This is a genomic window from Pseudoalteromonas sp. GW168-MNA-CIBAN-0100 (assembly GCF_040309225.1).
GTDB lineage: Bacteria > Pseudomonadota > Gammaproteobacteria > Enterobacterales > Alteromonadaceae > Pseudoalteromonas > Pseudoalteromonas arctica.
Map to the genome: position 1 here is coordinate 1 of NZ_JBEOOL010000938.1, position 246 is coordinate 246.

The following is a 246-nucleotide window of genomic DNA, read 5'->3' on the forward strand; positions in this document are numbered from 1 at the left end:
GGCTAATACCGCCACACGCGGTATACAAAGAAAGTTTACCAATTGGAATCCCCATGCCACCAATACCTTGGTCGCCCAGGCCTAAAATACGCTCACCGTCGGTCACAACAATCACTTTTACTTTGCCTTTTGTGGCATTACGTAAAATATCGTCAATGTGAAAGCGATCTTCATAGGAAATAAATAAACCACGGGCACTGCGATAAATATCAGAAAACTTTTCACAGGCATCACCCACTGTTGGGG

At 44.3% G+C, this 246-nt stretch carries 1 pseudogene; it reads right to left on the bottom strand.

The features are described 5' to 3' along the window. Positions 1-246 (bottom strand): annotated as a pseudogene (locus AAEY62_RS24095) (NAD-dependent malic enzyme); the annotation flags it as partial.